The organism is Pseudomonas sp. NFIX49, assembly GCF_900115915.1.
GTDB lineage: Bacteria > Pseudomonadota > Gammaproteobacteria > Pseudomonadales > Pseudomonadaceae > Aquipseudomonas > Aquipseudomonas pharyngis.
In genome coordinates this window covers 550,065-574,447 of sequence record NZ_FOYE01000004.1, presented here as the reverse complement: position 1 = coordinate 574,447, position 24,383 = coordinate 550,065, and the positions used below count along the sequence as shown (strand labels likewise).

Below are 24,383 nucleotides of genomic sequence, written 5' to 3'. Positions count from 1 at the left end.
AGGGCCGCGAACTTTTATTCGAGGCCCTGTTATTTATATCTATAAGCGGCTGCAACAACTGGCAACCACACCGTGATCAACTGACCGGCTTCTCACCATACCAACGCGGCGTATACACCCACCCTCCGCCCTCGGTACGAGGGAAGGTGCAGGTGGTGGACGAACCAATCAGCACCATCGTACGCATGTCCACCTGCTCCGGTGTCAATGCGCCAAGGGTCGTCACCCGCAGCGTCTGCCCCGGACGACCAATATCACGGCCCAGCACCACCGGTGTTTGCGGCACACGGTGTTGCGCGACAATTTCCAGCGCGCGCCCCAACTGCCAGGGACGGGCACGGGAGATCGGGTTGTAGAACGCCAATGCCAGATCCGCTTCGGCGGCCAGATCCAGACGTTTTTCGATGATCGACCACGGTTTGAGGTTGTCCGACAGCGACATCACGCAGAAGTCGTGGCCCAGGGGTGCACCGGCCTGAGCAGCGGTAGCAAGTGAAGCGGATACACCCGGCAGGATTTCCAGATCGACGCTGTGCCACGCCGGGTCCGTCGACTCGTGCAACGCTTCGAGCACTGCCGCCGCCATGGCGAACACGCCCGGATCGCCCGACGAAACCACAATCACCGAACGCCCCTGAGCGGCCAGCCTGAAGGCGTGACGGGCACGCTGCATTTCTTCGCGGTTGTCGGTGCAATGCTGCACCTGATCGTCGCGGAACGGGCCGGCCATGCGCACGTAGGTTTCATAACCCAGAACATCGGTGGCGCGGGCCAGTTCGGCTTTCACCGCCGGCACCATCAGCTCTGCCGCGCCCGGGCCGAGGCCGATGACGGCCAGACGTCCGCGTGGACGGCCGACCTGCGAAACATCCAGCGGCTGTTCGGCCACGGCGATGGCAATGTCGCGGGATGTTGTGATGATTCGAGCGTCGGGGACTGCATCGCGAACCAGCTCACCGATGTCACTCACCGGCGCCACAAAGCGCAACGGCACAGCCAGTTCAAGCGCGGCTTCACGCAACGCCGGACTGGCCATCTGAGTATCAGCCGCCACCAGACAGGCCAGCGATTGAATCGCTACACCGGCCTGCTGCAACGCATCGCGAATCGCATCCGGCAGACCGGCCACATCGGCAGCGACCGCCACCGCCACACTGCGTGGATAAATCAGCAACTCACTGGCGCTCGCCGCGCGGGCATCGCTGCCCACATGAATCGAGCGCTGCGCCTGTGGATCTTCCGGCAGTTGCGCCTGCTCAAGCCACGGCGCGGCACCGTCGATGCGCACGCTGTGGCCGGCGAGCAGATCGGACACGAAGCGTTTGCCCTGCTCCAGATCGCCAAGGGCATAACCGCCGGGAGGATTGAGCAGGCAAGTGCCGAAACGCAACTCGCCGCTGGTGGTGATCGCCGCTGCCACTTCAAGTGCAGCCGCAATCTCGCGAGCCATGACGTTCACCCCACCGAGGCCACCGAGCAGCGGCACCACGGCGCTGCCGTCTTCCGCCACGGCGAGCACCGGTGGTTCGGCGCCTTTCTCTAGCAACAGCGGCGCCAGCGTGCGGATGACAATGCCCGCCGCGCACAGGGCAATGATCGGCGTGTCCTGTTTATACAGCTCGCGCAGGGTTGCGCCGAACTCGCTGTAAGTCAGGTCGGCGCCTTCGACGCGCCCATTGAGCCCGTGAATCTTTGCGCCCGGATAGACCTGCTGAAGGCGACGGGCCGTGTCCAGCGCGCCCTGGCCGAGAATGACGATGGCCGGTGTGGAATGAGTCATCAGCCTTGCCACCGTTCGCCGGGCACAATGATCAGCGAGAAGTACGGCGACGACATCGGCTCGACCTCATCCAGTGGCACGATTTTCTGGTTGGCCATGGTCGCCCGCTCGACATACAGCGCACGCTCGGCCAGGCCCAGCTCTGCCAACACGTCGCGCACTTTTGGAAAGTTGCGCCCCAGCTTCATGATCACCGCAGCGTCGGCATCGGCCAGACGGCGCTTGAGTTCATCGTGAGGCAGCACGCCGGACAGCACCGACAGGCTCTGATTGCGATACACCAGCGGTGCGCCCAGCACCGAAGCGCCGCCGAGCATCGAGCAGACGCCCGGCACCACTTCGGCTTCATAGCGGCCGGCGAGACGATCGTGCAGGTACATGTAGGAGCCGTAGAAGAACGGATCACCCTCGCAGATCACCGCCACGTCGCGGCCGGCATTCAGATGCGCGGCCACTTCCTGCGCCGCGTCATCGTAGAAATCGCTGATCACTTGCTCGTAGGACAGCGGCGCCGGCAGCACTTCGGTGGTCACCGGGTACACCAGCGGCAGCAGGTTCTGCGCGTCCTGCAGGTGCGCTTCGATGATGCCGAAGGCGTTGCCCTTCTTGCCCTTGGCCACGAAGTACGCCACCACTGGCGACTCGCGCAGCAGGCGCAGGGCCTTGACGGTAATCAGTTCCGGATCACCGGGGCCGACGCCCAGGCCAATCAAACGTCCTTTAGCCTGCATCATTCGATCTCCGTGGCGAGGGCATTGACCGCAGCGGCGGCCATGGCGCTGCCGCCGAGGCGGCCCTGCATGATCACGAACGGCACGCCACGGCTGTTGGCAGCCAGCTCGGCCTTGGATTCGGCGGCGCCGACGAAGCCCACCGGGAAGCCGAGGATCAGCGCCGGTTTCGGGGCGCCGGCGTCGAGCATTTCCAGCAGATAGAACAGCGCGGTCGGCGCGTTGCCGATCACCACCACGCTGCCTTCCAGATGCGGACGCCACAGTTCCAGTGCCGCTGCCGAGCGAGTGTTGCCCAGCTCGCGCGCCAGCTCTGGCACGCTGTCATCGCGCAGGGTGCAGATCACTTGGTTGTTGGCCGGCAGGCGCGCACGGGTCACGCCCTCGGAAACCATCCGCGCATCGCACAGGATCGGCGCACCGGCGGCCAGCGCATCGCGCCCGGCCTTGCCGGCGCCTTCGGAGAATTGCAGCCCGTCGATGGCCTCGACCATGCCGCAGGCGTGGATCACCCGCACCGCGAGTTTTTCCAGGTCGGCCGGGATGCGAGCCAGATTGGCCTCGCTGCGAATGATCGCGAAGGAGTTGCGATAGATCTCCTGACCGTCGCGGATGTAATCAAGCATCAAGGGGGCTCCGTGAGCGGGCGGCGAGCAATTTCGCCGCCGCTTCGATAGTAAGGTTGTGAGCGTGCAGCGCGCCGAAACCGGGCAGCGCTGCATCGCGAAAATAGAGGTCGTAATGACCGGGGCCGACTGCCAGCAAAGTCACCACAGCCCGATGCGCGGCGGCGCAAGAGCGAGGGCAGCCGGACAGGTGCACATCCACGGCATGTGGCAACAGCGTCGCCAGCCGGCGGGCATCGTGTTTGGTGTCGGCCAGGCCTTTGCCGCAGCCTTTGGAGCCGGTGCAGGCGATCAGTTGCGCCAAGGGATCTTCGACATGGGTCAGCAGGTTCAGCTTGCTCAATTCGTCGAGCACTTGAACCGCATCGGCTTCCCGCACATCGGGCAACAACAGACTCTGCCAAGGGGTGAAACGCAGGATGCCATCACCGAAGGTTCTGGCCAGTTGCGCGGCACCACGCAGCATGTCCGGATCAAGGCGGCCGAGCGCCGGTGCGGCACCGACATAGACCTGACCAGCCGATGGCTGAGGATGGATGCCGAGGTGCAAACCTTCCGGTCCGGCTTCGCGCTGCCAATCAGCGGCTGACTTCAGATTGATCCGCTGACCGAGCTTTTCCAGGAAAACCGGCGCCGGGCATTCATCCAGCAGATGGCGCATTCGCGTCTGCTCCGGACGGGCCAGTTCGAGGAACAACTCCAGCACCGCGACCACTAGCGCATGTCCGTGCGCAAGCGCCACAGCCGCCAGCGGTCGATCCGTCGGACAACCCGCCAGGCCGAACGCCAGCAGCGTGTCGCCGCGATCTTCGAATGCCGACAACCACAGATCATGGGGATGTTCGAGCATCGCCAGCGCTTCACCGCCATCCAGTTGCACGGCGAACTTGGGGCTCAACTCATGGAAGCGCGGATGGCTTTGCAGGGTCTCGAGGATCTGCCCGGCCAATGGACGGGTATCGAAGCGCATCTGTCGGTCAATGCCGGCGGCGGGGCTGAGCATCAGGTTGCGCACATCGTCGCCCGCTGCGGTTCGCGGCCCGAGACCGGCGGCCAGCAGGCTGTCGATCAGCGCGGCGGACTGCTCGCCAATCCCGCGTATCTGCAGATTGCCCCGATTGGTCGCCTCGATCGCCCCGCCGGCAAACCCCTCGGCGGCATTGGCCACTGCATCGGCCTGATCGGCGGTGATCGAACCGCCATCGAGCTTGATCCGGCAGATACCGCCATCCAGCGCCTGGACGATACGCAGCAACCCCGGGCAGGCCGAGGGGCGTATGGCGTTGGACATCGGACGTTCGTTCAAGGGCTGGCAGCTCTGTGGGAAAGGCGCTTCGCGGGCGAAGGCGCGGTATTATGCCTGCTTTGTCCGACGGCATGAAAAGTCTGCCCGTCGGAACGGCGCGTTTGCGGACACTTTTTTGAGGGCTACAGATGTCACCCTGGCTGACAGTAGTAGGAATCGGTGAAGACGGCTTCAAGGGCCTGGGCAAGAATGCCCGGCGCGCCTTGATGGGCGCTTCGCGGATCATCGGCGGTCAGCGTCAACTGGAGCTGTTGCCGGTGTGCATCCGTGGCGAGCGCCAGTTGTGGCCGAGCCCGTTCTCCCTGGCCCCGGTTCTTGAGCGTCGCGGTGAAGCCGTGTGCGTGCTGGCCAGCGGTGATCCGATGTTCTACGGCGTTGGCGCAAGTCTGGCGCGGCAGGTGCCGGGGGCCGAAATGCTGATTTTGCCGGCGCCGTCTTCGTGCTCGCTGGCGGCCGCCCGACTGGGCTGGCCGTTGCAGGACGTCAGCGTGTTATCGCTGGTGGCCCGCCCTCTTGCCGCCCTCAATGCGCAACTGTTCAGCGGCGTGCGCCTGTTGCTGCTGAGCAATGACGGCCAGAGCCCGGCGGCGGTTGCCACGTTGCTGCGTGAACGCGGATTCGGCGCCAGTCGCCTGAGCGTCCTGGAGCATCTGGGCGGCAGCGCCGAACGCCGGATCGACAGCACCGCCAACGACTGGAACGATCCGCTCATTGCCGACCTCAACGTGATCGCCATCGAGTGCCTGGCCGATCCGCAGACACCACGCCTGTCGCGTCTCGCCGGCCTGCCGGACTCGGCCTTCGAGCACGACGGCCAACTGACCAAGCGCGACGTGCGCGCCATCACCCTCGCCCGTCTCGCCCCGACCCCGGGCGAACTGCTGTGGGACGTCGGCGCCGGCAGCGGTTCGATCGGCATCGAGTGGATGCGCGCTCACCCGAGCTGCCGCGCACTGGCCATCGAGGCTGACGACGGTCGCCAGCAATTGATCGAACACAACCGCGATGCGTTGGGCGTTCCTGGCCTGCAACTGATTCGCGGCAGCGCCCCGCAGGCGCTCGCCGGGCTGGAACGACCGGATGCGATTTTCATCGGCGGCGGCGTGACCCGCGAAGGGGTGCTCGACACCTGCTGGGAACACCTCAAACCCGGAGGCCGACTGGTGGCCAACGCCGTGACCCTGCAAAGTGAAATGACCTTGATGAGCTGGCGCGAACGCCACGGCGGCGAGCTGACCCGCATCCACATCGCTCAAGCCCAGCCGCTGGGCGAGTTCGACACCTGGCGCCAGGCCCTGCCGATTACCCTGCTCGATCTGGTCAAACCCCTCGATGCGTGACGAAACCGCCGAACAACCCGCGCCCCTGCGCAGCGGCCTGACCACCGGCAGCTGCGCCACGGCCACCAGCCTCGCCGCTGCCCGTCTGCTGCTCGGCGGCGTGGTGGCGGATGCCGTGCAGATCGTGTTGCCCAAGGGCAAGCAGGTGCAGATGCGTCTGGAGTTCTGCCGGCTGACCGAAGACGGCGCCGAAGCCGGAACCATCAAGGATGCGGGCGATGATCCGGACGTGACTCACGGCGCCCTGCTTTATTCGCGAGTGCGGCTGATGGCCGAGCCGGGAATCCGCTTCATTGCCGGCAAAGGCGTCGGCACCGTCACTCGGCCGGGGCTGGTGCTGGGCGTCGGCGAACCGGCGATCAACCCGGTGCCGCGCAAGATGATCAGCGATCACCTGACTTTGCTGGCCGAAGAAACCGGCTATCGCGGCGGCTTTGAGGTGACGGTCAATGTCGAGGGCGGCGAAGCCCTGGCGCTGAAAACCATGAACCCGCGTCTGGGCATTCTCGGCGGCCTGTCGATCCTCGGCACCAGCGGCATCGTCCGGCCGTTTTCCTGTGCGGCGTACATTGCCTCGATCCATCAAGGCATCGACGTGGCGAAAACCAACGGTTACCTGCACATCGCCGCCTGCACCGGCAACGCCAGTGAAGACACCATGCGCCAGGTCTACAACCTGCCGGAAATCGCCCTGATCGAAATGGGCGACTTCGTCGGCGCGGTGCTCAAGCACCTGCGCAAAGTACCTGTGGAGAAACTCAGCCTGTGCGGCGGCTTCGGCAAGATCAGCAAACTGGCGGCCGGGCACATGGATCTGCACTCGCGCCATTCGAGCATCGACTTGCCGCAACTGGCCGAATGGGCGGCGGCGATTGGTGCCGACGACGATTTGCAGCAAGCCATTCGCGGGGCGAACACCAGTCAGCAGGCATTGGCGATGGCCAGTGCGGCGGGCGTTGCGCTGGGCGATGAAGTCTGCCGCCATGCTTTGGAATTCGCCCGTAGCGTGGTGCCGGCGCAGGTGCAGGTCGAGGTGTTTGCGATTGATCGTCAGGGCGGCATCGTTGGCCATGCGGGAGCCTTTGTATGAAGCGAATCTTGTTGCTCGGCGGCGTGACTGAAGCGCTGGCCATCGCGCGCACGTTGGGGCCGGAACACATTTACAGCCTGGCCGGCGTCGGCCGGGTGCCGACCGATCTGACGTGTCAGGTGCGCGTCGGCGGCTACGGTGGCGCCGAAGGTCTGGCGCAGTTCATTCGCGCTGAAGGCATCACACTTTTGCTCGACGCGACCCATCCGTACGCCGCGCAAATCAGCCGGAACGCCGCCACCGCCGCGCAACTCACCGGCATCCCCTGCTGGGCCCTGCGCCGCCCCGCGTGGCAACCGCAACCGGGCGATGACTGGCGCGAAGTCGCCGACTGGGCCGAACTGATCACCGCCCTCGAACCCTTCCGCCGCCCCCTGTTCACCCTTGGCCGCGAACCGCTGCAACACCTCGACGAAATCCCTGTGCACCAGTTCTGGACCCTGCGCGCCCTCGACGTCTACCCCGGCAACGAACGCTGCGAAGTCATCGGCGCCCGCGGGCCGTTTCTGCTGGAAGATGAGCGGGCACTGTTCGAACGCCGGCAGATCGACGTGCTGATCAGCAAGAACAGCGGCAGCACCGCCACCGAGCCGAAACTGGACGTGGCGCGGGAGCTTGGGGTGCCGGTAATGGTGTTGAAGCGGCCGGTGTTGGCGAGGGTCGATCGGGAATTTGCGACGGTTGATGACGTCATCTCGGCTCTTGAAAAACCTTGATCGGGACGGAGCTTTTTCCTCTCGCGATAGCTTCAGTTGTTGATGCAAGTCCCATGCAATGCAAATTCGAGCCGCTACACTCTCTTGAAAGAGCGCTGCGACACCAAACCGCACGACGCTTTTTTACTTATCGGCCCTGATCAGGCTAAATAGCCGCGCCTGATCGCCCACCCTACGGATCTGTCCCATGAACCGACACCGGCTCGCATTTGCCTGGATCGCCTGCTTTGCAGTGCTGTTCAACATGCTCGCCATGCCGTTGACGGGAGCGATGGCGCAGGCAGCGCAGACGCCGGCCGAGCAGTTGCTGTGGAGCAGTTTCTGCACCGGCAGCGGGACGAAGATGGTGGCGATCGACATCGGCAGCCTCGATCAGAAAGCGCCGCAGAGTGGTGACAATCATTCGACCATGCAGCATTGCTGGTGCTGTTCCGGATCGGCGCCGGTGGTGGCGTTGCCGGGGCATTCGCCGCAGCTGTATTTCGCTCAATACGAAAGCAATCGCAGCGTGGCCCCCGCCTTGCTGCAAACTCCGACACCGCGCCAACAATGGCCGAGCCTCAATCCCCGCGCCTCTCCTCTGGTCTGATTTGTTCCCGCATTTGACCTGCGTTTCAAATCGTTCTGGAGAACTGCCATGTTGAACAAACTCATCGTCATCGCTGCGCTGTTGCTGCCGGCGTGCTTCGCCCATGCCCACGAATACAAGGCCGGCGAGCTGGAAATCGCCCACCCGTGGTCGCAGGAACTGCCGCCGAACGCGCCGACCGTTGCCGCGTATTTCATCATTCACAACGCCGGCAAGACGGCTGACCGCCTGCTCAGCGTCGACTCCCCAATCGCCCCGACGGCCGAACTGCACGAGCACGTGATGCAGGGTGATCTGATGAAGATGCAACAGGTGCCGAACGTGGCCATTCCGGCCGGTGGAAACGTGACCTTCGCGCCGATGGCCTATCACGTGATGCTGATGAATCCGACCGACCGCAGTCTGTTGACCGACGGCAAGCGCTTCCCGCTGACCCTGCACTTCGAAAAGGCCGGTGACGTGACTGTCGAAGTTGCCGTGCAGAAGAAGCCGCCGGAAGCCACGCAAGCCCACGCGCACGCCCAGTAACCGTTCCGGCAGACTCCGCCCATGCGCCCCCTGAGCGCCAGGCCCTCCCTGCAACGCCGTCAGACTGAACACCTGACCCGCGGCAGCTGGATCGCCCTGTTCGCCATGTTGATGATTTTCATCGGCCCGCTGATTTCCCAGTCGATGCCGATGGATCAGCACGCCTCGACCTCCATGCCGATGGACATGGCGGGGATGGATCACTCCGGGCACACCGCGCAACCCACCGCCGAACACTGTCCGCCGCAATCCTCGCACCATGTGCTATGGGAAAAATGCGGTTATTGCAGCCTGCTGTTCAACTGCCCGGCGCTGACCGGCGGCGGCAGCTTCGCCACCTTCAGTATTCCACTGGTCAACACCTTCACCCCACCCTCCCCGCGTCTGGGCCATGCCCGGCAGACCTTTTTCCCCGGCGCCCGCACCCGCGCCCCGCCCGTCGCAGCGTAAACACCCACCGCTGATTGCACACGGTTGAGAAGACAGCTTCAGGCTGCCGGCCGTGTCGTTTACGACTGTTTGATGGAAATTGTCATGTCCAGGTTTTCTGCTGTGCCACGCCCGGGTTCTGCCCCGGCGTCCTTTGCTCTGAACGAATCCCGCGTTCGTTTCAGGCACGCTACCGCCGTCCTTTGCGGCGTCCTGCTGTCCCCGCTGGTCCACGCCGACGAACACGCCGGCCATGCTGACGAACTGAGCCCGACGGTGATCACCGCCATCGCCCCGAGCTCGCCGCTGACCATCGTCACCAACCCGAAAGACCCGCGCCAACCGGTGCCGGCCAGCGACGGCGGCGACTACCTGAAGACCATTCCAGGCTTCGCCCTGGTGCGCAACGGCGGCACCAACGGTGATCCGGTGCTGCGCGGCATGTTCGGTTCGCGCCTGAACATCCTCACCAACGGCAGCATGATGCTCGGCGCCTGCCCCGGCCGGATGGACGCGCCGACCTCGTACATCTCGCCCGAAACCTACGACAAACTCACCGTGATCAAAGGCCCGCAAACCGTGCTCTACGGACCGGGCGCCTCGGCCGGCACGATCCTGTTCGACCGCGAGCCGGAAAGCTTCGGCGAGCTCGGCACCCGGGTGAACGCCAGCGTGCTGGCCGGCTCCCACGGACGCTTCGACAAAGTCGTCGATGCAGCGGCCGGCGGCTCGCTCGGCTATGTGCGGGTGATCGGCAACACCGCGCATTCCGACGACTACCGCGACGGCAACAACGACAGCGTTGCCTCGCGCTATGACAAGTGGAACGGCGACGTGGCGCTGGGTTGGACCCCGGATGCCGACACCCTGATCGAACTCACCGCCGGCAAGGGCGACGGCGAAGCACGCTATGCCGGGCGCGGCATGGACGGCTCGCAATTCCTGCGTGAAAGCCTCGGTCTGCGTTTTGAGAAATCCAACATCAGCGACGTGCTGGAGAAGCTCGAAGCGCAGGTCTACTACAACTACGCCGACCACGTGATGGACAACTACACCCTGCGCACGCCGTCCGGCACCGGGATGATGGCGGGACCGATGGCGTCCAACGTCGACCGCCGTACCCTCGGCGCGCGGATCAAGGCGACCTGGCGCTGGGCCGATATCCAGCTGATCACCGGCCTCGACGCGCAAACCAATGAACACCGGCAGCGCAGCGGCATGGGCATCGATACCTACAAGGATCAGCCGTTCACCAAGGACGCCGACTTCCATAACTACGGCGTGTTCAGCGAAATGACCTGGTACGCCGACGATCGCGACCGACTGATTACCGGCGCCCGGGTCGACCGTGCCTCGGCCAGGGATTATCGCCAGACCACCGGCTCGGGAATGATGTCCCGGCCGAACCCGACCGCTGGCGATACCCGCGCCGACACCCTGCCGAGTGGTTTCATCCGTTTCGAGCACGACCTGGCCGACAGCCCGACCACGCTCTACGCCGGCCTCGGCCACGCGCAGCGGTTCCCGGATTACTGGGAGCTGTTTTCGCCCAAGTCCGGCCCGGCCGGCTCGGTCAATGCGTTCGATTCGATCAAGCCGGAAAAGACCACTCAGCTCGACTTCGGCGTGAACTACAAGGACGCCGACCTCGAAGCGTGGGCCTCGGGCTACATCGGCGTGGTGCGCGACTACATCCTGTTCGACTACACCCCGACGATGATGGGCATGAGCACTTCCCGCGCCGAGAACATCGACGCGCGGATCATGGGCGGTGAACTCGGTGCCGCTTACAAACTCACCGACAACTGGAAAGCCGATGCGACCCTGGCCTACGCCTGGGGCAAGAACAGCAGCGACGGCAAGGCCCTGCCGCAGATGCCGCCGCTGGATGCACGTTTCGGCCTCACCTACAGCGAAGACAACTGGAGCGCCGGCGCACTGTGGAGGGTGGTCGCCGCGCAAAACCGTATCGACCAGAACAAGGGCAACGTGGTCGGCAAGGACTACGACAAGAGTTCAGGCTTCGGCGTGTTCTCGCTCAACGGTGCCTACCGGATCAACAAACACTGGAAGGTCAGTACCGGCGTCGACAACCTGTTCGGCAAGGCTTACGCCGAACACCTGAACCTGGCGGGCAACGCCGGGTTCGGCTACCCGGCCAACGACCCGCAAGCGATCAATGAACCGGGGCGTACGCTCTGGACCAAGGTGGACATGAGTTTCTAACCCTGAAGGGCGCTCGCTCCCTTCAGGGAGCGGGCGGCAACAGACAACGAGAAGATCCAAGCCAAGCGGAGCACACGTGATGAAACAGCCCAAACCGAATTTCTACAACCTGGCCTGGCGTTGGCATTTTTATGCCGGATTGTTCGTCGCACCATTCATGGTGATGCTGGCCCTGACCGGCATCATTTACCTGTTCAAGCCGCAGCTCGATTCGCTGATGTACAGCAGCCTGCTGAACGTCCCCGCCGGGCATCACACGGTGCCGGCCGACGACTTGCTGCAAAAGGTCAAAAGCGCTTATCCCCAGGGCCAGGTCACCCAGTACCTGCCGCCGGTGAATGCCGAGCGCAGCGCGCAGTTTGTCGTGGCCAATGCAGGCCATGAGCTGAACGTATTCGTCGATCCGTACCACGGCGACATCCTCGGCGAGCAGGATGCCAGGCAGAACCTGCAAGCCATCGCCCGGGCGATCCATGGCGAACTGATGATCGGCACCGTCGGTGACCGACTGATCGAAATGGCCGCCGGCTGGGGCGTGGTGCTGGTGGTGTCCGGGGTTTTCCTGTGGTGGCCGCGAGGTCAGGCCGCGGGGATTCTGTGGCCACGCCTGAGCAGTCGCGGCCGCGTGCTGTGGCGTGACCTGCATGCCGTTACCGGATTCTGGGGCGCCGCACTGCTGTTGGTGATGCTGCTCAGCGGCATGACCTGGACCGGCTTCTGGGGCAAGCAATACGCCCAGGTGTGGAACGTGTTCCCGGCGGCGATGTGGGACAACGTGCCGACCTCCGACGTCGAGGCCGGCAGCCTCAACAACGCCGCGCGCCAGACCGTACCCTGGGCGATGGAAAACACCCCGATGCCGATGTCCGGCGACCATGCCGAACACATGGCCCACGGCGGCATGCAACACGGCCCCGCCGCGCCGACCATCCGCCTGCAGGACGTGCAGAACATCGCGATCGAGCGCAAGGTCGAGCCGGGCTACAGCATCACAATGCCGACCACCGCCACCGGCGTGTTCACCATAGCCGTGTTCGCCGACGACCCACGCAACGACGCGACCCTGCACATCGATCAGTACAGCGGCAAAGTCCTCGCCGATGTGCGCTTCGAGCAATACGGCGCTGTTGCCCGGGCTACCGAGATCGGCGTGATGCTCCACGAAGGCAAGATGTTCGGCACCTTCAACCAGATCATCGTGTTGCTGATCTGCCTGATGATTCTGCTCAGCGCCGTCAGCGGTGTGGTGATCTGGTGGAAGCGTCGGCCCCAGGGCAAATTCGGCGTGCCGCCGCTGCGCCACGATCTGCCGAAATGGAAAACCGGGGTGGCGATCATGCTGGTGCTGGCGGTGGTGTTTCCGCTGGTAGGGGCTTCGCTGGTAGTGGTGTGGTTGCTGGATCGGCTGCTGTTGTCGCGTCTGGGCCGGCAAACTGAATCTGCCTCAACTTCATCGTGAATCACGCGAGATGCGCGATCCAGACAGATCTTTAAACTGCCGGGGCTTAAACTTCGGCAATTTTTAGTGTTACTGTATAACGCAAATTTGCTGCTCTGCCCGCGGCCATGCACCGTCATGAGCCTGCGGGCTTTTCTTTTTGAAGAAGTGATTCACCACCCCGATGAACAAGTACCTCTTGTCCAGCCTCTGTCTGTTCGCCCTGAACAACAGCGCCCACGCCGACAACGCCCCGCTGACGCTGCCCACCGGCACCATCACCGCCCCGGCCAATGACGACCAGACCGTCAGCCTGACCACGCCGACCAGCGCCGGCTCGCGCCTGAACCTCAGTGCGATGGAAACCCCGGCCAGTGTCGAAAGCCTGAGCGGCGAACAGGTCCGCGCCCGTGGCGACCGCAGCGTGCAGGACGCGGTGTCGCGCAGCACCGGCATCAGCCGCACCGGCACGCCAGGCGATGGCGGCACTTCGTTGCAGGCCCGGGGTTTTACCGGGCAGAGTTCGGTGATGCAGTTGTATGACGGCAACCGCATGTACACCGGCATGGGCACCGTGACGTTCCCGGTCGACACCTGGTCGGTGGAGCGCGTCGATGTGCTGCGCGGCCCGGCCTCGGTGCTGTACGGCGAAGGTGCAACGGGCGCGGTGGTCAACGTGATTCCGAAGAAGCCGTTCGAAGGCGAAATCGAAAACCATGTGCGGGTCGGCTACGGCTCGCTCGACCGCCAGCAACAGGCGTTCGACAGCGGCGGCTCGCTGACCGACACCCTGAGCTATCGCCTCAACCTCAACCGCCTGCGCGGCAACGGCTGGGTCGATCGCGGCGACTCGTCCAGCGACTTCATCAGCGCCGCCCTGCGCTGGCAGGCGACCGACGACCTGACCTTCACCCTCGCCCACGATTACGGCGATCAGCGCCCGCAAAACTACTTCGGCACGCCACTGATCAACGGCCAATTGAAAGACAGCCTGCGCAACAAGAACTACAACGTGCGCGACGACAAGCAGCACTACAACGATCAATGGACGCGCCTGACCTCGGATTGGCAGATCAACGAGGCGGTCAGCGCCAGCAACGAGCTGTACTACCTCAAGGCCCAACGCCGCTGGCAGAACGCAGAGAACTACAACTTCGACGCTGACCGTCAGCAACTCAGCCGCAGCGGTTACTTCGGTATCGGCCATAAACAGGAACAGCTCGGCGACCGCCAGACCTTCACCTTCAAGCACTCGCTGTTCGGCCTCGACAGCCAGACCGTGACCGGCGTCGACTACAACCGTATTCGCTTCCAGCTCGACAGCAACTCGCCGTTCAACGACGTATTGCCGAACGGCCAGCCGCTGGATCGCTATCACCCGCAAACCGGTTATTTCGAGAGCGCCGATCCGTATCGCGATCAGTTCGACAGCACCACCAGACAGATGTCGCTGTTCGCCGAAAACCGCACGCAATTGAGCGAGCGCTGGTCGCTGGTGACCGGTGTACGCCGCGACTACGTACATGTGGATCGCAACAACCTGGTCGATGGCAGCCAGAGCGACAAGACCCTGACCGGCAACAACTGGAAGGCCGGGCTGGTGTTCGCGCTGACCCAGGACACCTCGTTCTACGGCCAGGTTGCCACCAGCACCGATGGCATTGGCGGTTTGATTTCCCTGAGCCCGAGCCAGCAGCAATATGACCTGTCGAACGCGCGGCAGACCGAGATCGGCATGAAGCAACTGTTCTGGGATCAGCGTGGCGAGTTCACGTTGGCGGCGTATCGCATCGTGAAGAAGAAACTGCTGACCGACGATCCGGGCAACCCGACGCTCAAGCAGCAGGTCGGCCAGCAATCGTCGAACGGCCTGGAAGCCAGCCTCGATCTGCAACTGCCGCACGCCTGGCAACTGCAGGCCAACGCCGCCATCGTCAAAGCCAAGTACGACGATTTTGAAGAAGTGGTCGACGGCGTGCCCGTGTCGCGCAACGGCAATCGCCCGGTGGACGTGCCACGCCGCACTGCCAATCTGTGGCTGAGCAAGGCGCTGACCGATGACCTGAAGGCCGGCGCCGGCGTGCGTTATGTCGATGCGCGCTACGCCGACATGGCCAACCGCAACGAGCTGCCGAGCTACACCGTGGTCGATGCAACGCTGTCGTGGAAAGCCCTGCGCAACACCACGCTGGGGTTGCAGGTGAACAATCTGTTTGACCGAACGTATGCGCAAAGCCAATACAATGAGGGCCAGCAGTGGATTCTGGGTGAGCCTCGTTCGTTCTTTGTCACGGCTGACTACACCTTCTAGAACAGGAACGAAATGACCTCACTGTCCCTCACTAATCTCGCTTGGTCCCCCTTGGGCCACGGCCACTGTCATCACCAGTTCCAGCTGCGTGACGCCTCGCTGCAAGTGGCCGCCGGTGAGTTCGTCGGGCTGATCGGGCCCAACGGCAGCGGCAAGACCAGCCTGTTGCGCTGCGCCTACCGCTTCAGTCAGCCGGAAACCGGTGAGGTCAAACTCGACCACCATAACGTCTGGAAGCAATCCTCACGCTGGTGTGCGCAACGCATCGCCGTGGTGCTGCAGGAATTCCCCGACGCCTTCGGCCTGACCGTCGAAGAAGTGGTCGCCATGGGCCGCACGCCGCACAAGGGCCTGTTCGACGGCGACACGCTGGAAGACCGCCAGCTCGCCACCCAGGCCCTCAAATCCGTCGGCCTCGACGGCTTCGAAGATCACGCGTTCGCCACGCTGTCCGGCGGTGAAAAACAGCGGGTGATTCTCGCCCGGGCCCTGACCCAGCAACCGCAACTGCTGATCCTCGACGAGCCGACCAACCACCTCGATCCGCGCTATCAGCTGGAGCTGCTGCAACTGGTCAAACGTTTGCAGATCGGCACGCTGGCGAGCATCCATGACCTGAACCTCGCCGCCGCGTTCTGCGACCGTTTGTATGTGATCAACCACGGTCGCATCGTAGCCAGCGGCACGCCGCAAGAAGTCCTCACTGTTGAATTGCTGCGCGACGTGTTCGGCGTCGAAGCATTGATCGATCCACACCCCCTCCACGGCTACCCGCGAATCACCTGGATAACCCGACCATGACTGTGCGCTCCCTGCTTTGCCTCGCCCTGTTGCTGGGCACCACCCACGCCTTCGCCGAGGCCACGAAGTACCCGCTGACGATCAAGAGCTGCAACCGTGAAGTGACCTTCAAGCAAGCACCGAAACACGCGGTCAGTCACGACATCAACATGACCCAGATGATGCTCGCCCTCGGCCTCAAGTCGAAGATGGCCGGCTACAGCGGCGTCAGTGGCTGGAAGTCGGTGACACCTGAATTGCAGTCGCTGCTCGATGGCCTGCCGGAACTGGCGGCCAAGTACCCGTCGGTGGAAACGTTGCTCAACGCCAACGTCGATTTCTTCTTCGCCGGCTGGGATTACGGCATGCGCGTCGGCGGCGATCTCACGCCGCAGACCCTGCAACCGCTGGGCATCAATGTGTATGAACTGACCGAGTCCTGCGCCTTCGTGATGAAGCGCCCGGCCGCCACGCTGGACGACACTTACAACGACCTGCGCAACCTCGGAAAGATTTTCGACGTGCAGGATCGCGCCAACGCGCTGATCGCCGACATGCAAAACCAGGTCGCCGCCGTTCGCAAAGACCTGCCCGCCGAGAAACCACGGGTGTTCCTGTACGACAGCGGCGAAGACCGCGCCATGACCTCCGGCCGCCTCGGCATGCCGCAAGCGCTGATCGACGCCGCCGGCGGGCGCAACGTTCTCGATGACGTCGAAGCGAGCTGGACCCGGGTCAACTGGGAAACCGTGGTCGAGCGTAATCCACAGGTGATCGTGATCGTCGACTACAGCGAAATCACCGCCGAGCAGAAGATTGAATTCCTGCTGAAGAACAAGGCGCTGCAATCGGTGGACGCGATCAAGAACCAGCGCTTCATCGTCATCCCCTACGTGCAGGCCACGCCGGGGATCGACAACGTGCTGGCGGTGGAAACCCTGGCCAAAGGTTTCCACGGCGAATGATCGATCGTCGCTATGCGCTGCTGCTGATCGCCCTCGGTGCCGTGCTGCTGGTGTCGTGCGTGGTGTCGCTGGGTTTCGGCCCGGCGCGGGTGCCGGTGGACGTGGTGTGGCGGATTCTGCTGCATAAACTGTTCGGCCTCGGCGTGCCGGACTGGAGCGCCGGCCAGGAACACATCGTCTGGCTGATCCGCGTGCCGCGTATGTTGCTCGGTGCATTGGTCGGTGCCGGTCTGGCGTTGATCGGCGCGGTGCTGCAGGCAGTGACGCGCAATCCGCTGGCCGATCCGCACCTGCTCGGCGTCACCTCCGGCGCCACCCTCGGCGCGGTGATCGTGGTGCTGCACGTCGGCGAAATCGTCGGCCTGCTGACCTTGCCGATTGCGGCGTTCATCGGCGCGTTGTCGAGCATGTTTCTGGTGCTGGGCATCGCCAACCGGCAGGGTCGGCTGGACAGTGATCGCCTGCTGCTGTGCGGCGTCGCGGTGTCGTTCGTGATGATGGCGATCGCCAACCTGCTGTTGTTCATGGGCGATCACCGCGCCAGTTCAGCGGTGATGTTCTGGATGCTCGGCGGCCTCGGTCTGGCGCGCTGGGAGTTGTTGGCGGTGCCGGCGCTCAGCGTGTTGCTCGGCTTGCTTCTGCTGATCGGCATGGCCCGCCCGCTGAACGCCTTGATGGCCGGCGAGCAGACCGCCGTCACCCTCGGCCTGAATGCCCGGGCTGTGCGTCTGCGGGTGTTCGTGATCGCTTCGCTGATGACCGGAGTGCTGGTGTCGATCAGTGGCTCCATCGGTTTTGTCGGGCTGATGGTGCCGCACATTGCCCGGCGCATGATCGGTGCCGAGCATCGGCGTCTGCTGCCGGTGTGCGTGTTGCTCGGCAGCGTTTTCCTCGTCTGGGTGGATGTCGCCGCACGCACACTGATCGCCCCCGAAGACCTGCCCATCGGTGTTGCCACCGCGGCCCTCGGCGGACTGTTCTTCATCGCTCTGATGCGCCGCCGCTGACTCTGCAAGCGCGCGGCGACGCATTCACCGCGTCAACGGGTGCAGAGCATCAGAGTTCGTCTCTGGGCCGGACAACTCCCGGGTTCATTGGCTGTTGGCGTAAGGTTTTCCAACCGGTTCCCATACCTCCCGTCTGCTTCCAGTAATGTCCGGGCACCAGCACCCTGAACTCGCCCAGTTCCACCAGCTTTGAAATGAACTGGCCGGGACTCAGCTTGCTGACCCATCGACCCTTTTCAAACACCACCGGCTTCGTCAACAGCAGATGCCGCTCGGCATCCGAATAGACCGGCGTGTATTTGAGCAGTGCTCCGTCGGGGGTCGAATAGTAGTAATCCCGTATCGCAAAACCCTTGTTTTTCAGTTCATGGGTATGCGCATGAACCTGATCCGGCGAGGCGAAATTCGCGTGTACCGCATCAGGGTCAGGCACAAGCGTCGTGTTGGCCGACAAATGAAACTGATGAGCCGCCACAAGCTTGTAGCCATCAGGAAAACTCGGTACCGGATGAGTCCAACTGGTGTCGGCGTCCCTGGCGGTACGAAATATTCGCACCAGCGGACTTTGTTCATAGGCGGAATAAGCAACAGGCTCCAGCGGGACATGCCGATCGGCCCCGGCCTTCGCAAGGATTGCGCCTTCGTATCCGTTTTCGGTGTCAGGTTCGTCGTCCATACGTTCGCACGCATGGAGGGCAGCATCGTCGGCATGCTGAAAAACAGGCCCCAGTGCCGGCGCAGGGTTGGCTCGCCATCTCTCATCGACAGACACATCGACCATCCGTGGCCGCCAGTCATCGCCCACCGAACCATGACGCGACCAGTGCGCACTGGTTTCAATGACTTCCAGCTTACCGGCTCGGGACATGCGTCGAACGTAATCGGAAAAAATGAAAGTCCCCTTGGCGATGTCACGCTCATCCTGCGCAGCCTGATCCGCCGATGCAAACATGTTGGGCCGTAGTTCGATCTGTCCGTGTCTGTCGTAAAACACCCCAGGCTCAAAAGCATCAAGCGTCAGTTTCAATAGCGCGCCGTCGGTACAGGATATGTAAATGCTTTTGTAACCCTGGTGGGTAAAGGCCTGCACGCGTGCGTGGTACATATCGTTCGGTGAAATAAAGAAATGCCTGATGTCATCATCCCGCGCGCCTATGGGTGGATAGGCTGCACGAATATAAACGGCCTCCAGAGAAAATCCTGCGAGCAACCGTCCTTGTACAAATACCCGATCCAGTGCCAGCGACGAGCGTTGTACCTCGATTGGCAGAGTGGCAATGAACGAGCCATCCCCTGAGCGCAGAATGAATCCAAAGGTCTGGTCACGTCTGCTTGCCTCTGATTCATGGGTGTATCGGGCAGCGTCGTCCGCCTGGATAAACAAAGGACTGCACACCGGGTCACTCGCGGCCTTGTGATAGTCCGACGGGGGGAGCAGATCGGTGGAAAACGGAACCCAACGCATCACCAGACGAGGAAGCCCCCACAGGTCACCGCCGACAATGACCCGCAAATTGCCTGCCTTGGCCAGGGAATCGATCCAGACACCGGGCTTCAATTCACCCGTGTGGATGAACTGTCTGATTTTTTTTCCATCCAGATCGGCAGGCAATCCCTTGTAGTCTGTCAGCACATTGGCCACACCGGCGCGAATGCGGTCGAGGAGCCCGGACCGGTAGCAGATCACCGAACCGTCAGGGCTCAACAGGTACTCATCGAGTGCGGTCGGCGAGGCTCTGGTGAACGCCGTATACAGCGTGTCGACCGACAACATGTTCAAGTAAACCTGTTTTTCGACCGACGACAACAAAACCGGCATGCCCCTGGCAACACGTGATCGGTAGCGCGCCATGACCCGGCAGCCAGAGGGAAACAATCCGGTCTTCTCGCTTTGGTCCGGGTAAATCTCCGCGATATCGAAGTCCTCCCGCGAGACCTCAAGCGGCGCAGTAGCCATATACAGGCCATCGGACCTTTTCAGAATCAGGCCACCAAAGGGCTTGATCGCCGAACCGGTTATGAGGGATCGCATATAGACCACCGCATCGTCAGGGCTTTGAAATACCGGACTGAGCCAGCGGCGCTCAAGATTCATCCTGGGTTTCCAGGTTGTATTGACCCTCCCTGCCCTGTCCCAACACGCACTCGTGCGCAGGACATAGAGTTCGCCGCTGTTGGCAACGAGCCGGACAAACTCTTCGGGGAGCATCCTGCGTCGCGCCAGCTTCTGGTTGATTGCAGCCAGACTGAGTTCGGGATCACTACTTTTGAACAGTCGACTGGCGTCGCTGCGCTCATACCTCAGCAAGGCGCCGTCCTGCGTCGACATATACAAAGCCCCCTGGATCGGATCCACCACTGGACGGCGATTGGGATCGTAAGTCGCAAGGGAAAGGTCTTGCGGCGGGATGAAGTACTGCGCCAGCCAGGAAAGAGAGCGGCTCGACGGATGTTTCACCCGCTGACGCGAATAAAACAATGCGTGGCGACCGAAGCCCTCCGGGAACTGGAACCACGGCGCTCCACTTCGCCAGGCGAACATGCTTGCCAGCTGGAAGACGTTGTCTTTGTGCTCATCGACGGGAAACAACTCCGTGGCGACGTACTCCTCACGATCCACGTGTTTGAGGATAAAGCCGAACCACGCCCGCTCAGTGTCATACAAACGTGCTTCACGGGCATATCGATACACGCTGGCGTCATCTGCGGACGCACACACTGCGCCGAAGGCGACGGTCCCGGGGCGTTTCCATGCCTGGGGTACATCGGGCGAACGCCAGGCAGGCGTTATGTCGCCTCTCGGCCCCCACAGGTCACTGTCGAGCAAGACAGTCAACCGACCGGCTGATGCCTGCAATCGAATGAACGCTTCCGGCAGGATGGTTCTGGTTTCCAGCGCTTTCGCCAGGGGACCCGGATTCCCGGTGGTGCCCAGACGTTGTTGAAAATCCCTGGCATCCTGCGTGGTAGAGGGTTCGAACCTGACAAGACCATCCTGCCCCGCAGAAACATAGAGAGGGATATCCTCCATGAAAACCTGCCTGCTTTCGTCGACACTGACCATTTGCAGGCTCATGGCGAAACTGTTTCGTGTCCACTTTGCTGGCTGGGCATCTGTCGGCTGGTCCATCGGCTCACCCTCAAAGGGCAAATGGCTCGGTACAACGGGGCGGGCATCGCTATCGATAGGGTTGCCGGGAGTGTCCTGCGACGTTCCTGGAACTGAGGCGACGTCGACGGAGTCGAGTTCTGAAAGTGCCACATGGGACACGTAACGGGCATGCAGCAGATGGCTATCGGGAAGAACCGGACGCCCCTTGTTATCCTTGGGATACAAGTCGCCTCGGCTGAGCGTGGCGATGTCACCTTCAAGCGGTTCGGTCACCACAAAACGACGATTGTCGCGTTGCAGGACATAACCCGCATATTGCCGGTCACGCCGCGGGTCAATCTGCTCGTGGGCATATCGAACGGCATCATCGGCGGTTAAAAACTCCTGGCTCAGCACCGGCCAGGGAAAGTTTGCGAATGGTTTCCAGTCGACATCCACCAAACCGAGTCGCGCCCATAGTGCGCTTCCGCGCAACACCTGCAGACGCCCGGCCAGCATGACTACCGAAACGTATTCACGGGGAAGTAGCGCCCCGTTACGAAGTCCGGCCTGCAGGCCTGCGTCGTGAATCGTCCCGTCAGAGCTCTCGACACTCATTCCTGCTTCGATCCGACTGCCACTGAAGGTGTATTTCAGCATCGAGGCATCCAATGCCAGCATGTACAGCGACAGTGACTGGCCCGGCGCAGACAACTGTTGCCACCGGGTGTTGCAAGCAATGGCAAGGGCCATTTCCTGCGGCGTGAAAAAATTCTCGTAGAGCCAGTGTTGAGTGGGAGGAAACATTCCAGGGTCCGGGCGAGAGCCATAGTAAAAGCCCTCCAGCACATAGCCGCGGGGTAACCTCGGTTGACCGTCGCTCCCGGCAGGAAACAACCTGTGCGGATCCCATGCCGCCAATCCGGCGGGCCTTGCATGAGTCGCTACATAGTGTTTGCCCGAATGGCTTCGAAGTACGAGCCCGCTGGTCTTGGCATCCCTGAACTTGAGCGCGGCAAGAACAGCGCGTTCTGCATTGGCGCAAACGCGGGTCATGAGCGGCAACTCCGTCACCTCTCCTCCGGAAAAAGCCTTCCCGGCTTTCCAGTCAGACGGCACGCGACCGACGGAGTAGCCCCAGTCTGCATTCGAAACAATGACCCTCAGATCACCTACGGCAGCAAACTTGTTGATGGTACTGACGATGTCATATGTCCCCACCGGATTGCCGGGCGGCGAACCGGCCTGGCGCCAAAGGGAGTAACTCCACTCTTCTTTCGAACCGCTGGGCGAATATTTAAGCAGAACGCCATCGGGCCCGGACAGGTAAGCGCTGGGAAAAAAACCTCGCGCTGCAACATCAGCCACAAAGTCCAGATAGGAAAAAAAATTGATGAACAGCCTCAGGTGGAATTCATCCACCCCGGGATTGGCGTTGCGTACCTCCTTATAAAGGGGTGCATGGTTATGCAGATTTGCAACACATCGATAACCTTGCGGCTGTACGTAACTTCCCCTCGCGTCGACTTCGATAATGGTGCCGAAATCAAAACGGTCGACACTGCCAGATACCGGTTCTGTAGCGACAAACAGGCCATCCGGCCTGAGCATGATTACGCTGCCATATTCCCTGTCCGGCTTGACTGGAATCTGCGTGTGAGCCCAGTAAGCGGCATCTTCTTCCGTCACAAAAGCCGGGCTCAACCGCGGCAGGCGGGGCTTCCCAAAGGCACTTGCTGCGCGGCCGGTCCGGCCAGGTACTTCATTCATGATCAAATCCTGCGGTTAAGAATCGACATATCGAATGAATGAGTGTTGGCGCAGCCGCGCTTCGATCCGCAGTACATGTTTATCGTTTATGTATCCATCTGTACCGCACTCGCACAAGAGAGCAGCACCATTTGTGCGCAGACACTTCGCACTCACGATGCTCACCTGCCTGTTTTTGGTGCAGCTTGCGCCTCCCGCCTGGGGCATCCCCCTCGGGACACCGTCATTCCCCGCTTGGGCACAGCCCTTGCAAAACAGCCTTCAGTCGTTCGCATCTGCCAACCATAAAAAACTTTAACGTTCATGGAGATCGCACAATGAAGCGTCGCAGTTTGATCAAGGCTTTCACACTCACGGCATCCATTGCCGCGATGGGCATGACCTGGACCGTACAGGCCGCCGAGACCATCAAGGTCGGGATTCTGCATTCGTTGTCCGGCACCATGGCGATCTCCGAAACATCGCTCAAGGACATGGCGTTGATGACCATCGACGAGATCAACGCCAAGGGCGGGGTGAACGGCAAGATGCTGGAACCGGTGGTGGTCGACCCGGCGTCGAACTGGCCGCTGTTCGCGGAAAAGGGCCGGCAGTTGCTGACCCAGGACAAGGTCGCGGTGGTGTTCGGCTGCTGGACCTCGGTGTCGCGCAAATCGGTGCTGCCGGTGTTCGAAGAGCTCAACGGCCTGCTGTTCTACCCGGTGCAATACGAAGGCGAAGAGATGTCGCCGAACGTGTTCTACACCGGCGCCGCGCCGAACCAGCAAGCGATCCCGGCGGTTGAATACCTGATGAGTGAAGAAGGCGGCAGCGCCAAGCGCTACTTCCTGCTCGGCACCGACTACGTCTACCCGCGCACCACCAACAAGATCCTGCGTTCGTTCCTGCATTCCAAAGGCGTCGCGGACAAAGACATCGAAGAGGTCTACACCCCGTTCGGCCACAGCGACTATCAAACCATCGTCGCCAACATCAAAAAATTCTCGGCCGGCGGCAAGACCGCTGTGATCTCGACCGTCAACGGCGACTCCAACGTGCCGTTCTACAAAGAGTTGGCCAACCAGGGCCTGAAGGCCACCGACGTACCGGTGGTGGCGTTCTCGGTAGGCGAAGAAGAACTGCGCGGCATCGACACCAAGCCGCTGGTGGGCAACCTCGCGGCGTGGAACTACTTCGAGTCGGTGGATAACCCGGCGAACAAGAAATTCGTCGCCGACTGGAAAGCCTACGCGAAGAAACACAACCTGCCGGGCGCCGACAAAGCGGTGACCAACGACCCGATGGAAGCCACTTACGTCGGCATCCACATGTGGGCGCAGGCGGCGGAGAAAGCCAAATCCACCGACGTCGACAAGGTCCGCGAAGCCCTCGGCGGCCAGACCTTTGCCGCGCCGTCGGGCTACACCCTGACCATGGACAAGACCAATCACCACCTGCACAAACCGGTGATGATCGGCGAGATCCAGAGCGACGGTCAGTTCAACGTCGTGTGGCAGACCGAAGGGCCGATCCGTGCGCAGCCGTGGAGCCCGTTCATTCCGGGTAATGACAAGAAGCCGGAGTATGCGGTGAAGAGCAACTGAGTTAACCCGCTCAACCTGATCGTTCCCACGTCGAGGCGTCGAACCGTCTGCGTGGGAATGCCTCAATGGACGCTCTG

The 24,383-nt window shown here is 62.3% G+C and carries 18 protein-coding genes; 13 read left to right on the top strand and 5 right to left on the bottom strand.

Annotated elements, in window-relative coordinates:
• Window positions 1-76: 76 nt before the first annotated feature.
• From cobJ to cobG, 4 genes are read right to left on the bottom strand one after another with little or no spacing between them, the layout of a single operon-like run.
• On the bottom strand, window positions 77-1,780 hold the full coding sequence (cobJ, locus tag BMZ46_RS14450; RefSeq protein WP_074689682.1) for a precorrin-3B C(17)-methyltransferase: 1,704 nt from the start codon (window positions 1,778-1,780) through the stop codon (window positions 77-79).
• A complete protein-coding gene (locus BMZ46_RS14445) occupies window positions 1,780-2,514 on the bottom strand; it encodes a precorrin-2 C(20)-methyltransferase (RefSeq protein WP_371855313.1) in 735 nt (244 codons plus the stop codon). Before BMZ46_RS14445 ends, cobJ begins: the two co-directional genes overlap by 1 nt.
• The gene (locus tag BMZ46_RS14440; protein WP_011332253.1) at window positions 2,511-3,137 is read right to left on the bottom strand and encodes a precorrin-8X methylmutase; all 627 of its coding nucleotides are present in this window, start codon (window positions 3,135-3,137) and stop codon (window positions 2,511-2,513) included. The genes BMZ46_RS14445 and BMZ46_RS14440 overlap by 4 nt, the downstream gene beginning before the upstream one ends.
• Window positions 3,130-4,428, bottom strand: coding sequence for a precorrin-3B synthase (cobG, locus tag BMZ46_RS14435; protein WP_074689680.1), 1,299 nt, complete (start codon window positions 4,426-4,428; stop codon window positions 3,130-3,132). Before cobG ends, BMZ46_RS14440 begins: the two co-directional genes overlap by 8 nt.
• A 143-nt stretch (window positions 4,429-4,571) precedes the next feature.
• On the opposite strand from cobG, the gene cbiE reads away from it, so the two are divergent.
• The 12 genes from cbiE to BMZ46_RS14375 all read left to right on the top strand — a co-directional run bounded on the left by cbiE (window position 4,572) and on the right by BMZ46_RS14375 (window position 17,862).
• On the top strand, window positions 4,572-5,783 hold the full coding sequence (gene cbiE / locus BMZ46_RS14430; protein WP_074689679.1) for a precorrin-6y C5,15-methyltransferase (decarboxylating) subunit CbiE: 1,212 nt from the start codon (window positions 4,572-4,574) through the stop codon (window positions 5,781-5,783).
• Window positions 5,776-6,873 (top strand): cobalt-precorrin-5B (C(1))-methyltransferase, encoded by a 1,098-nt coding sequence (locus tag BMZ46_RS14425; protein WP_074689678.1) that lies wholly within the window; start codon window positions 5,776-5,778, stop codon window positions 6,871-6,873. Before cbiE ends, BMZ46_RS14425 begins: the two co-directional genes overlap by 8 nt.
• The gene (locus BMZ46_RS14420) at window positions 6,870-7,589 is read left to right on the top strand and encodes a cobalt-precorrin-6A reductase (protein WP_074689677.1); all 720 of its coding nucleotides are present in this window, start codon (window positions 6,870-6,872) and stop codon (window positions 7,587-7,589) included. The genes BMZ46_RS14425 and BMZ46_RS14420 overlap by 4 nt, the downstream gene beginning before the upstream one ends.
• A 187-nt stretch (window positions 7,590-7,776) precedes the next feature.
• Window positions 7,777-8,178 (top strand): DUF2946 domain-containing protein, encoded by a 402-nt coding sequence (locus BMZ46_RS14415; protein WP_039772017.1) that lies wholly within the window; start codon window positions 7,777-7,779, stop codon window positions 8,176-8,178.
• A 48-nt stretch (window positions 8,179-8,226) separates the two neighbouring features.
• Window positions 8,227-8,706, top strand: coding sequence for a copper chaperone PCu(A)C (locus BMZ46_RS14410; RefSeq protein ID WP_074689676.1), 480 nt, complete (start codon window positions 8,227-8,229; stop codon window positions 8,704-8,706).
• Between the two features lie 21 nt (window positions 8,707-8,727).
• Window positions 8,728-9,156: a DUF2946 domain-containing protein gene (locus BMZ46_RS14405; protein WP_074689675.1), complete on the top strand. Its 429-nt coding sequence runs from the start codon at window positions 8,728-8,730 to the stop codon at window positions 9,154-9,156.
• Between the two features lie 84 nt (window positions 9,157-9,240).
• The gene (locus BMZ46_RS14400; RefSeq protein ID WP_074689674.1) at window positions 9,241-11,361 is read left to right on the top strand and encodes a TonB-dependent copper receptor; all 2,121 of its coding nucleotides are present in this window, start codon (window positions 9,241-9,243) and stop codon (window positions 11,359-11,361) included.
• A 79-nt stretch (window positions 11,362-11,440) separates the two neighbouring features.
• Window positions 11,441-12,820, top strand: a complete 1,380-nt coding sequence (locus tag BMZ46_RS14395) for a PepSY-associated TM helix domain-containing protein (protein ID WP_074689673.1) — start codon at window positions 11,441-11,443, stop codon at window positions 12,818-12,820.
• 163 nt (window positions 12,821-12,983) lie between these two features.
• Window positions 12,984-15,110, top strand: coding sequence for a TonB-dependent receptor (locus BMZ46_RS14390; protein WP_074689672.1), 2,127 nt, complete (start codon window positions 12,984-12,986; stop codon window positions 15,108-15,110).
• Between the two features lie 12 nt (window positions 15,111-15,122).
• Window positions 15,123-15,911 carry an ABC transporter ATP-binding protein gene (locus BMZ46_RS14385; RefSeq protein WP_074689671.1) on the top strand — a complete coding sequence of 263 codons (789 nt, stop codon included), beginning with the start codon at window positions 15,123-15,125 and terminating at the stop codon, window positions 15,909-15,911.
• A complete protein-coding gene (locus tag BMZ46_RS14380; RefSeq protein WP_074689670.1) occupies window positions 15,908-16,855 on the top strand; it encodes an ABC transporter substrate-binding protein in 948 nt (315 codons plus the stop codon). Before BMZ46_RS14385 ends, BMZ46_RS14380 begins: the two co-directional genes overlap by 4 nt.
• On the top strand, window positions 16,852-17,862 hold the full coding sequence (locus BMZ46_RS14375; RefSeq protein WP_074689669.1) for a FecCD family ABC transporter permease: 1,011 nt from the start codon (window positions 16,852-16,854) through the stop codon (window positions 17,860-17,862). The genes BMZ46_RS14380 and BMZ46_RS14375 overlap by 4 nt, the downstream gene beginning before the upstream one ends.
• A 49-nt stretch (window positions 17,863-17,911) precedes the next feature.
• On the opposite strand, the gene BMZ46_RS14370 is transcribed toward BMZ46_RS14375, so the two are convergent.
• The gene (locus tag BMZ46_RS14370; protein ID WP_081353115.1) at window positions 17,912-22,723 is read right to left on the bottom strand and encodes a DUF4329 domain-containing protein; all 4,812 of its coding nucleotides are present in this window, start codon (window positions 22,721-22,723) and stop codon (window positions 17,912-17,914) included.
• Between the two features lie 317 nt (window positions 22,724-23,040).
• On the opposite strand from BMZ46_RS14370, the gene urtA reads away from it, so the two are divergent.
• A complete protein-coding gene (urtA, locus tag BMZ46_RS14365; protein WP_007950596.1) occupies window positions 23,041-24,306 on the top strand; it encodes an urea ABC transporter substrate-binding protein in 1,266 nt (421 codons plus the stop codon).
• Window positions 24,307-24,383: the final 77 nt, after the last annotated feature.

Coding starts and splice junctions, on each gene's coding strand:
- cobJ (WP_074689682.1), bottom strand. CDS start 1,780: ATGACTCATTCCACACCGGCCATCGTCATTCTCGGCCAGGGCGCGCTG.
- BMZ46_RS14445 (WP_371855313.1), bottom strand. CDS start 2,514: ATGATGCAGGCTAAAGGACGTTTGATTGGCCTGGGCGTCGGCCCCGGT.
- BMZ46_RS14440 (WP_011332253.1), bottom strand. CDS start 3,137: ATGCTTGATTACATCCGCGACGGTCAGGAGATCTATCGCAACTCCTTC.
- cobG (WP_074689680.1), bottom strand. CDS start 4,428: ATGTCCAACGCCATACGCCCCTCGGCCTGCCCGGGGTTGCTGCGTATC.
- cbiE (WP_074689679.1), top strand. CDS start 4,572: ATGTCACCCTGGCTGACAGTAGTAGGAATCGGTGAAGACGGCTTCAAG.
- BMZ46_RS14425 (WP_074689678.1), top strand. CDS start 5,776: ATGCGTGACGAAACCGCCGAACAACCCGCGCCCCTGCGCAGCGGCCTG.
- BMZ46_RS14420 (WP_074689677.1), top strand. CDS start 6,870: ATGAAGCGAATCTTGTTGCTCGGCGGCGTGACTGAAGCGCTGGCCATC.
- BMZ46_RS14415 (WP_039772017.1), top strand. CDS start 7,777: ATGAACCGACACCGGCTCGCATTTGCCTGGATCGCCTGCTTTGCAGTG.
- BMZ46_RS14410 (WP_074689676.1), top strand. CDS start 8,227: ATGTTGAACAAACTCATCGTCATCGCTGCGCTGTTGCTGCCGGCGTGC.
- BMZ46_RS14405 (WP_074689675.1), top strand. CDS start 8,728: ATGCGCCCCCTGAGCGCCAGGCCCTCCCTGCAACGCCGTCAGACTGAA.
- BMZ46_RS14400 (WP_074689674.1), top strand. CDS start 9,241: ATGTCCAGGTTTTCTGCTGTGCCACGCCCGGGTTCTGCCCCGGCGTCC.
- BMZ46_RS14395 (WP_074689673.1), top strand. CDS start 11,441: ATGAAACAGCCCAAACCGAATTTCTACAACCTGGCCTGGCGTTGGCAT.
- BMZ46_RS14390 (WP_074689672.1), top strand. CDS start 12,984: ATGAACAAGTACCTCTTGTCCAGCCTCTGTCTGTTCGCCCTGAACAAC.
- BMZ46_RS14385 (WP_074689671.1), top strand. CDS start 15,123: ATGACCTCACTGTCCCTCACTAATCTCGCTTGGTCCCCCTTGGGCCAC.
- BMZ46_RS14380 (WP_074689670.1), top strand. CDS start 15,908: ATGACTGTGCGCTCCCTGCTTTGCCTCGCCCTGTTGCTGGGCACCACC.
- BMZ46_RS14375 (WP_074689669.1), top strand. CDS start 16,852: ATGATCGATCGTCGCTATGCGCTGCTGCTGATCGCCCTCGGTGCCGTG.
- BMZ46_RS14370 (WP_081353115.1), bottom strand. CDS start 22,723: ATGAATGAAGTACCTGGCCGGACCGGCCGCGCAGCAAGTGCCTTTGGG.
- urtA (WP_007950596.1), top strand. CDS start 23,041: ATGAAGCGTCGCAGTTTGATCAAGGCTTTCACACTCACGGCATCCATT.